The organism is Bacillus sp. JJ1521 (genome assembly GCF_036965165.1).
GTDB lineage: Bacteria > Bacillota > Bacilli > Bacillales > Bacillaceae_L > Ferdinandcohnia.
Window position 1 is genome coordinate 6,205 of sequence record NZ_JBALOX010000215.1, and the last position, 9,148, is coordinate 15,352.

The 9,148-nt window shown below is 39.0% G+C and carries 9 protein-coding genes and 1 pseudogene; all 10 read right to left on the reverse strand.

Translation table 11 applies throughout. The features are described from left to right. Window positions 1-302 (reverse strand): annotated as a pseudogene (locus tag V7147_RS22505) (hypothetical protein); the annotation flags it as partial. A gap of 266 nt (window positions 303-568) precedes the next feature. Beyond that, window positions 569-1,867 (reverse strand): 3-phosphoshikimate 1-carboxyvinyltransferase, encoded by a 1,299-nt coding sequence (gene aroA / locus V7147_RS22510; protein WP_335370037.1) that lies wholly within the window; start codon window positions 1,865-1,867, stop codon window positions 569-571. A 29-nt stretch (window positions 1,868-1,896) separates the two neighbouring features. Beyond that, entirely contained in the window at window positions 1,897-3,009 is a 1,113-nt protein-coding gene (locus tag V7147_RS22515) for a prephenate dehydrogenase (protein ID WP_335370038.1), read from the reverse strand. Between the two features lie 56 nt (window positions 3,010-3,065). Continuing rightward, the gene (gene hisC, locus V7147_RS22520) at window positions 3,066-4,163 is read right to left on the reverse strand and encodes a histidinol-phosphate transaminase (protein ID WP_335370039.1); all 1,098 of its coding nucleotides are present in this window, start codon (window positions 4,161-4,163) and stop codon (window positions 3,066-3,068) included. Window positions 4,164-4,355: 192 nt separating this feature from the next. Then, the gene (gene trpA, locus V7147_RS22525) at window positions 4,356-5,180 is read right to left on the reverse strand and encodes a tryptophan synthase subunit alpha (RefSeq protein WP_335370040.1); all 825 of its coding nucleotides are present in this window, start codon (window positions 5,178-5,180) and stop codon (window positions 4,356-4,358) included. Further along, window positions 5,143-6,375 (reverse strand): tryptophan synthase subunit beta, encoded by a 1,233-nt coding sequence (trpB, locus tag V7147_RS22530; RefSeq protein ID WP_335370041.1) that lies wholly within the window; start codon window positions 6,373-6,375, stop codon window positions 5,143-5,145. Before trpB ends, trpA begins: the two co-directional genes overlap by 38 nt. Then, window positions 6,359-7,012 (reverse strand): phosphoribosylanthranilate isomerase, encoded by a 654-nt coding sequence (locus tag V7147_RS22535; protein ID WP_335370042.1) that lies wholly within the window; start codon window positions 7,010-7,012, stop codon window positions 6,359-6,361. Before V7147_RS22535 ends, trpB begins: the two co-directional genes overlap by 17 nt. Beyond that, window positions 6,993-7,772 carry an indole-3-glycerol phosphate synthase TrpC gene (gene trpC / locus V7147_RS22540; RefSeq protein ID WP_335370043.1) on the reverse strand — a complete coding sequence of 260 codons (780 nt, stop codon included), beginning with the start codon at window positions 7,770-7,772 and terminating at the stop codon, window positions 6,993-6,995. Before trpC ends, V7147_RS22535 begins: the two co-directional genes overlap by 20 nt. Continuing rightward, window positions 7,762-8,787 (reverse strand): anthranilate phosphoribosyltransferase, encoded by a 1,026-nt coding sequence (gene trpD / locus V7147_RS22545; RefSeq protein ID WP_335370044.1) that lies wholly within the window; start codon window positions 8,785-8,787, stop codon window positions 7,762-7,764. Before trpD ends, trpC begins: the two co-directional genes overlap by 11 nt. Further along, on the reverse strand, window positions 8,780-9,148 hold a 369-nt coding region (locus V7147_RS22550; RefSeq protein ID WP_335370045.1), incomplete at its 5' end, for a chorismate-binding protein. The genes trpD and V7147_RS22550, both read right to left, overlap by 8 nt.

Here is a 9,148-nt window from a genome sequence, read left to right on the forward strand (position 1 = left end):
GAATTGGCTATTTCATTTTCATTCTTTACATCCGTCATGACAAGTAAAGTTGTACAACCATTTAGCAAATAGTTTTCAGTCATTTCTTTTTTAAATGATTGAAATGATTTCTCATTCGTAAAGGAATAGTTGATCATGATATGTCCAGGTGTTAATAAATAGTGTGATAAGTTTGTTTTCATATAAGAATGTCTTGTGAGGTTTTCTTTCATATAGTCAACGCGTTGATTTTTAATAAGAATCGAGCATGTAATGACCCTATTGTTCTTTAGGACATTTGCCTTTTCTAATATATATGGCATCCAACCTCCCCTTTCGCTTTTAAATGTATCAAATACGCCTTGGCGTATTTGCCGCCCAGATTTTTTCGAGTTTGCTCGAAAAGTTTCCTTTGAAAATCTGTGGCATCCGCCGGAGGCATAAAATTGTATTCAGACGGGGAGAACCCCGACTGAATTCAATTTATCGTCTTAAGACAGGCTATGCGAAAAGTGGTTGATGTATGTTAGTTTTTGTGAGAAAAAGGCTTAAAAACCCATGGAATTGAGTTTCCATGGGCCAATAAGTATTAATTTTCTTTTATTAATGTGTTTAGATGTTCAAAAAAGCTTGGGTATGAAACAGAAATGGATTCAGAATCTGAAAGGAATACTTCATCGTTAGCAATACATGCTGCAATAGCGAGCATCATACCGATTCGATGGTCCCCATGACTATGTACTTTGCCACCAGTCAACTGTTTCTTTTCACCATAAATTATCATTCCATCTTCAGTCGGTTCAATTGTTGCACCAAGTTTGGAGAGTTCGCCGACAACTGTATCAATACGGTTTGTTTCCTTCACTTTTAATTCCGCTGCATCTTTTATAACGGTTTTTCCTTTAGCTTGGCTAGCTAATAACGCAATAACTGGAATTTCGTCAATCAAACGAGGAATAATGTCACCATCGATTTCAATCCCTGTTAAGTCAGAGGTCTGAATTGTTAAGTCAGCAATGGGCTCATTATTCTTGATTCTTTCATTTTCAATCTCAAGACGGGCGCCCATCTTAACTAAAACATCAATAATCCCTGTTCTAGTAGGATTCATTCCAACGTTTTTTAATGTAATCCGGCTGTTTGGCACAATTGCCCCTGCTACAAGGAAAAATGCAGCAGAAGAAATATCCCCAGGCACCTGAATTGTTGTCCCAGTTAGCTTCTGACCACCTTTTAGTTTAACAGTAAGCCCGTCCTCTTCAACCTCACATCCGAATGCTCGTAGCATACGTTCAGTATGGTCTCTTGATTTATGAGGCTCAGTAACAGATGTTGTTCCTTCTGCATGTAAACCCGCTAAAAGAATCGAGGATTTTACTTGTGCACTAGCAACAGGAGAAACATAATCAATTCCCTGTAGAGCACCTCCACGAATGGCTAATGGGGTAAAATTTCCGTCTTCTCTACCATCTATTTTAGCTCCCATTTGACGCAATGGTGATGTAACACGTTTCATCGGTCTTTTGGCAATCGATTCATCACCAATCATGCAAGTATGAATAGGAATTCCAGAAAGAAGACCTACCATTAATCGAGTTGTCGTTCCTGAATTGCCGGTATCTAATACTTCAACTGGCTCACGAAGTCCATCAAATCCCGCTCCCTCGATCTCTACATGATCCTTGTCTAATGTAATGTTTACTCCTAATTTTTCAAAACAGCTAATTGTACTTAAACAGTCATCCCCTAGTAAAAAGTTATCCACAATCGTTTTTCCATCTGCAATGGCTCCAAGCATAATGGAACGATGGGAAATCGATTTATCCCCGGGAATATCAATTGAACCATTTAAACCAGCAATATTTGTACGTAGCTTTAGTGAATCCATATTACCACCCCTAGAAAACAATTTTTCCATTATCCATTATATGTATCATAACTAGTCTTGCTTTCGATACACACTCTCGCCTTCTGACGATCCTCGTCACTTTGGAAGCTAATTCTTAGCACTCCATAAATTTCTTCTCTTGTCTCAATAATTCTGATATTTGTAATGCTAATTCTCTCCTCCGCAAGAAGTCCCGTAATTTCAGAAATAATACCTGGATAGTCCGGAATATCAACATATAAATCATAGAAGGAAGGAATTGCACCTTTTGTACGAGTAGGAAGTCCATCTCGAAAATTTTTGGCATCCATAAAATAATCATAAATATGATCGGCATTGCCATTTGCAACGAAATTTCGGATTTGCTCCATTTCGTCAATCCATTTTTCAAAAAGGTCTAGCAATACATTCCGATTTTGTAATAATATATCACGCCACATGGATGGATTACTAGATGCAATTCTAGTAATATCTCGAAAACCGCCCGCTGCTAATGGACGAACAAGCTCATTTTCCTGGTCATATTTTTGTGCTTGATGCACAAGACTTGCTGCCACAATATGTGGAAAGTGGCTAATTACCCCCGCGACACGGTCATGCTCCTCTGGAGTCATTATCACAAAATTTGCTTTTGTTCCGTGTAATAAGGCTTTTAATTGTTCGACTGCTAATTTACTTGATGGCGCCTCATTATGTGGGGTAAAAATATAAAAAGCATTTTCAAATAAATGTTCCTTTGCAGCAACAACTCCGCTTTTATGGGAGCCGGCCATCGGATGTCCGCCGACAAAAGTAACTCCAAGATTTCCAAAAATGGAATCCGCGATTTGAACGATTTGTTGTTTCGTACTTCCCACATCTGTTACAATGACATCTTTTTTTAGTGTATAGGAACTAAGTTCACGAATAATGTCGACGGTTTGCTTAACTGGAACTGAGATAAAAATATAGTCACATGTATGTATTACATCCTTTAATTCAAATACGGCTTCATCAATCACCTTTAATGTTTTTGCTAGAAGTGATGATTCTCTATTACTATCAAAACCGTAAATGAGCGCATCCGGATGTTCTTTCTTTATCGCAAGTGCAATTGAGCCCCCAATTAAGCCAAGTCCAATTACAAGCACATTCCCTTTCATACTTTCACCACCGAATATAGAAACAGAATGGGGGTTACTGGCTAACCCCCATAGTCTTAGTTCTTTTGATTTTTTAGCATTTCTGTAAGTAATGCGATTAGTTCACTATTTTGTTCCTCTGTGCCGACTGTAATCCGAACGCTAGATGGATAACCAAGAGGATTTCCTGAACGTACAATGAAGCCACGCTCCAATAAATAGTGAAACACATCATCACCTGGTTGTTCAAAATTAATCAAAATGAAATTCCCAAACGATGGATAATAAGATAACTTATTTTCCTCACAGAAAGTATAGAACTGTTGCATGCCCTTTTTATTTTTTTCAACATATGCTGCAATGAAATCTTGATCATCTAACGCAGCAGATGCTGCTATTTGCCCAACCCGATTGGAGTTGAACGGCTGACGTACCGGCTCAATTTTATTAATAAAATCACTATTTCCAATCGCGTAACCAACTCGTAGTCCACCTAGTCCATATGCCTTTGAAAAAGTTCTTAAAACGAGAAGGTTTGGATACTCTTTTAATACAGCGAGTGTATTCGGATAATCCTTTTCATTCGCTGCAAACTCATAATAAGCTTCATCCATGATAATTAAAACATGGCTCGGAACCTGTTTTAAGAAGGTATGTAATTTTTCTGAGCTAACATACACTCCTGTTGGGTTGTTTGGTGAGCATACCCAGACAATTTCCGTATTTTCATCTATTTGTTGGAGCATGCCATCAAGATCATGATGACCATCTATTAGTTCAACCTCACGAACCTCGGCCCCTTCGATAATGGCATTATGCTTGTACTGAGAAAAAGATGGATTCGCCATAACTGTATTTTTCCCAGGCGAAAGTAATGCAGTTGTAATAATATGAATGACATCATCAGACCCGTTACCGAAAAGAAGCTGTGTGCCATCCACACCTAAATGCCTTGCGAGCTTTTCCCTTAAATCTGTTGCATAGCCATCCGGGTAAATTGCAAATGAATCTAAGCTGTCCTTTACTGCTTCTTTTGCTTTGTCTGAACATCCATATGGATTTTCATTTGAAGCTAATTTTACAATTTTTTCTAACCCATATTCACGTTTCACTTCTTCAACCGGTTTTCCTGGTTGATATGGTTTTAGATCTAATAACTGTTCCTTAATATTCATCTGAAGCTACACCTCTTATCATAATCAAATGCGCCTTGGCGTATTTGCGCCCGATTTTTTTAGGCCCACACGATGTGGGTCACAAAGACGTTGCCACAGGACGTGGCGTTTTTAGTCTTTGATCCTTTGCTTGAAAAATTTCCATTGAAAAATCGTGGCATCCGCCGGAGGATTTAACTTAATTTAGAGAAGTTAAGACTTCTCCTGAATTAAGTTAATAGGATGAAGGACATCACTTACAAAATTCTTGAAATGGTATAAGGCGGTAGCTCTAGTTTCCTCGTTTACTAATTCCGGTAGATGCTCTTCAATCTTTTGGATAAGGGCACTTCCCATGATAACCCCATCACAATGGTCTTTAAGTGCTTCTACTTGGGAAGAATTAGAGATACCAAACCCAACAGCTACAGGTATATTGCTATAGCGTTTTACCTCTTGTAAAAATGAGTATACCTCATTATTCAGTGAATTTCGAACACCTGTAACACCAAGGGATGAAACGCAGTAAATAAACCCTTGAGCATTTGAGGCAATTTTTTCAATTCGACTTGAAGAAGTTGGAGCAACAAGAGAGATAAATTTCAAACCCTCATCCTCACATTTTCTTCTAAGGTCTTCACTTTCTTCAAAAGGAAGGTCTGGTACAAGCAATCCATCTATACCATTTTGTCGCGCTAAAGCGAAAAAGTTTTCTTCTCCTAATTGTAGCACAGGATTGAAATAGGTAAAGATAATTACAGGAATTTTTAATCCTTTTTTTCTCATTTTTGACACAAGATTCATCGAATTTTCGAGTGTAACTCCATTTTTTAATGCCCGAGCAGAGGCTCTTTGAATAACAGGTCCATCTGCTAACGGATCTGAATATGGAATTCCTAGTTCAAGGATGGAAGCACCCGCCTCTTGTAAGGACAGGGCAATTTCAATCGTCACATCTGGATGTGGATCACCTGCAACAATAAATGGAATAAATAATTTTTTAGCCTTGGGCAATCGGTTCGTAAAGGTTGTGTTCATTAGTAGCCCCTCCTTCTTCTAGATATGTCATAAGTGAATGGACATCCTTGTCACCACGTCCGGACAAACAAACAAGAATGGATTCTTCTGGTGACATTTCTTTCGCCATTTGGATTGCTTTTGCCATCGCATGTGCAGATTCAATTGCCGGAATAATCCCTTCAACACGAGTAAGTAGTTGTAACGCATCAAGTGCTTCGTTATCTGTTACACTTTCATATTTTACTCTTCCACTATCGGCAAGATAAGCGTGTTCAGGACCAACTCCCGGATAATCAAGTCCAGCAGATATGGAATATGGTTCAGTAATCTGTCCGTACTGGTCTTGAAGAAGATACGTAAGCGAGCCGTGAATGACTCCTTTCGTTCCTTTTGTAATCGTCGCTGCATGTAAAGATGTATCAACACCCTTTCCTGCTGCCTCAGCACCCACTAAACGTACATGATCATTTAAAAATGGATAGAACATTCCCATTGCATTACTTCCTCCGCCTACACATGCGACAACTGCAGTTGGCAGCTGATTTTCACGTTTTAGGAATTGTTCTCTTGCTTCATCACCAATGATTCGTTGAAAATCACGGACCATTTTTGGATAAGGATGTGGACCTACGACCGATCCAATCATGTAATAGTGATCCTCACAATGCTGCACCCAGTAACGAATTGCTTCGTTTGTTGCATCCTTCAATGTTTGGTTACCACTAGTAGCTGGAATTACCTCAGCACCTAAAAGTCTCATTCGGAATACATTAAGCTTTTGTCTTTCGATGTCTTCCACACCCATAAAAACCTTACATTCCAATCCAAATTTAGCCGCAACTGTCGCAGCAGCTACACCATGCTGACCCGCTCCCGTTTCAGCAATTATCTTTTTCTTTCCCATTCTTTTGGCAAGGAGGGCTTGACCAATTGCATTGTTTATTTTGTGTGCTCCAGTATGGTTTAAATCCTCACGCTTCAAAAAGATTTTGGCCCCGCCTAATTCTTTCGTTAAATTATCAGCATATGTAAGTGCTGTTGGTCTACCTGAGTATTCTTTTAAAATACGAATATATTCATTATGAAATTCTTCATCCTTGTACGCTTCTTCCAATGCCGTCTCGATTTCTTCTAATGGCATCATTAATGTTTCGGGTACAAATTTACCCCCAAAATCACCGTATCTACCATTTGCATTAGGTACGTTCAACACATTTATCCACCCATTTCTCTATAGTTTGTATGATTGTGTGGTCTTTTTTACCTTCAAGTTCAATTCCACTAGAAATATCAAATCCATCAATCTCATAGCTTAGAAGGTTTTCGATATTGGTAGAATCAATTCCACCCGCTATGAAACATGGAACACCTTGAGTTCTTGCTTCCTGCTGATAGAGGGGTATGGAGTTCCAATCAAACGAAACACCGGAGCCACCCCACATATTTGAAACCTTTGTATCAACAACATACCCATCAGCAACACCAGTAAACTCCTTCATCGTAAGAAGTGCTTTCTCATCATGATGAATGACCTTCCATACGTGTAAGCCAGTTTTGATTTTTACCAGTTTAATAAAATTAACAGACTCTGTCCCGTGGCATTGAATGACGGATAAAGAGACATTTTCCAAAACCGCTTCGATTTCTTTTAACTCCGCATTCACAAAGATCCCGACCGTTTTTTTATCTTGTACACCCACTTTTTGTAACCAGTTATTTACATCATCAGGATGTACTTTCCGTTTACTGTTTGCAAATATAAAGCCGATATAATCAGCTTTGCTTTTTACAACTACCTGTACATCCTCCAATGATTTATTTCCGCAATATTTAATGAGAGGTGGTTTCATATGGAACCTCTCCAAATATTTGCTTAATCCCGATCCCTGGGGATTTTTCTTTCATAAAAGCTTCTCCGATCAAAGCAGCCTTTGCTCCATATCGAATGATTTCTTTAATATCTTGTGGAGTATGAATTCCACTTTCACTTACAACAAGACTATCTGAAGGAGCATCCTTCAAGATTTCTTCAGTATGGGTAATTGAAGTTTCAAATACTTTTAGATTTCGATTATTAATACCTAGAATTCTTGGGGTAAAAAGGGCACAAATCTGTTCCATCGTTTCCCGAGAATGGACTTCAACTAAACATTCTAAGCCTCTTTCATAAGCCTCACAGTAATATTCATGTAATTGATTAGGAGAAAGTGCTTCCCCAATTAGCAAAATAACATCGGCACCGATTTTTTCACTTTGTTTAATTTGCTTTGCATCTACAATAAAATCTTTCCGTAACACAGGTATGTTAACTTTTTTCTTAATGTCCATTAAATAGTTGATTGAGCCTTGAAAGAATCGTTCATCTGTTAATACAGATATCGCATCCGCTTTCGCTTCTTCGTATTCAACTGCGATTGATACAGGTTCAAAATCCTCTCGTATTACCCCCTTTGATGGTGATGCTTTTTTTACCTCGGCAATGATGCCAAGTGTACGATTTGGGGTAGAAAGGGCGTCATATAATGAATTTCGCTCAACCTCACAATCTATTTCTGGATAATCTATGTTTTCCACTTCTATTTTCTTTTGTTCAAGGATTTTATTTAGCATAGTACTCCACCTCACGAGTTCTTAGTTGTTCAAAGTGATTTCTGGCAATTCCGGTTACAATAGCTTCTCTTGCCAGCTCAACGCCTTCACGAATACTGTTTACCCTTCCTGAAATATAAATCGCGGCCCCTGCATTTAATAAAACAATATTTGTTGCACTTTGATTGGCTTTACTATATAAAACGTCCCGCAACAGGCTGGCACTTTCAACGACAGAAGATACTTGGATATCCTTCATGTTTCCACGCTGAAGATCGACGTCTTCAGGAGAAAGGACAAATCTTGTAATCTCTCCATCTTTTAATTCGACGATATCAGTCTCAGTTGCAATACTGCATTCATCTAGTCCATCACGACCTGAAACAAATAAAACATGCTCAGACCCAAGTTTCCCAAGGGCATATGCCATTTTTTCCGCATAATTTATTGAATACACACCCAATACCTGCTTTTTGCATCTAGCCGGGTTCGCCATTGGTCCTAATAGATTAAAAATGGTTCGAAACCCGATTTCTTGTCTTGGTGTTACTGCATGCTTCATGGCTGCATGGTAGATAGGGGCAAACAAGAAGCTCATATTTCGTTTGTTTAATGCCTCTTTTGCTTCTTCCCCAGTTGATTGTATTTCAACACCTAAATACTCTAAAACATCGGCACTGCCACTTTTAGACGACACCGCACGATTCCCATGCTTCGCGACCTTTATTCCTAAGGATGAAACAACTATGGCGGATGCAGTTGAAATATTAAAGGTAGACGCACCGTCCCCACCAGTTCCACATGTATCAATCACCTGATCATTCTCATAATCTAGATGCATCATATGCTCCCTCATCGCTCTTGCAAAGCCGGTGATTTCATCGACTGTTTCCCCACGAAAGCGAAGGATTGATAGGAGGCTTGCTATTTGACTTGCCGTTGCATTTCCAGACATGATCACATCCATTACTTGGTAGCTTTCTTCTTCCGTTAAAACCTCACCATTAATACATTTATTTAAAAGTTGTTTAAACATGTATATCCTCCTTCTCAAATGACTCCTCAGCTAATTGGATTGTTTGAATCAAGGCGCTTGCTTTATTAACCGTTTCCATCCACTCTTGTTCAGGAACGGAATCAGCTACAATTCCCGCTCCCGCTTGGATGTAGGCAACACCATCTTTTATGATCGCAGTTCGAATCGTAATACAAGAGTCAATATTGCCATCAAATCCAATATAGGCGATGGCACCCGCATACAAGTTTCGTGCTGTTGGTTCAAGCTCCGAAAGAATTTGCATTGCTCTAATTTTAGGTGCTCCAGATACAGTTCCCGCTGGGAAAGCTGCGAGTAATGCATCCAACGGGTCTATTTTCTCATCTAATTCACCAGTTAC

Bases quoted from the DNA above. Each gene is read 5' to 3' on its own strand.
- aroA (WP_335370037.1), bottom strand. From the start codon at position 1,867: ATGGATTCACTAAAGCTACGTACAAATATTGCTGGTTTAAATGGTTCA.
- V7147_RS22515 (WP_335370038.1), bottom strand. From the start codon at position 3,009: ATGAAAGGGAATGTGCTTGTAATTGGACTTGGCTTAATTGGGGGCTCA.
- hisC (WP_335370039.1), bottom strand. From the start codon at position 4,163: ATGAATATTAAGGAACAGTTATTAGATCTAAAACCATATCAACCAGGA.
- trpA (WP_335370040.1), bottom strand. From the start codon at position 5,180: ATGAACACAACCTTTACGAACCGATTGCCCAAGGCTAAAAAATTATTT.
- V7147_RS22535 (WP_335370042.1), bottom strand. From the start codon at position 7,012: ATGAAACCACCTCTCATTAAATATTGCGGAAATAAATCATTGGAGGAT.
- trpC (WP_335370043.1), bottom strand. From the start codon at position 7,772: ATGCTAAATAAAATCCTTGAACAAAAGAAAATAGAAGTGGAAAACATA.
- trpD (WP_335370044.1), bottom strand. From the start codon at position 8,787: ATGTTTAAACAACTTTTAAATAAATGTATTAATGGTGAGGTTTTAACG.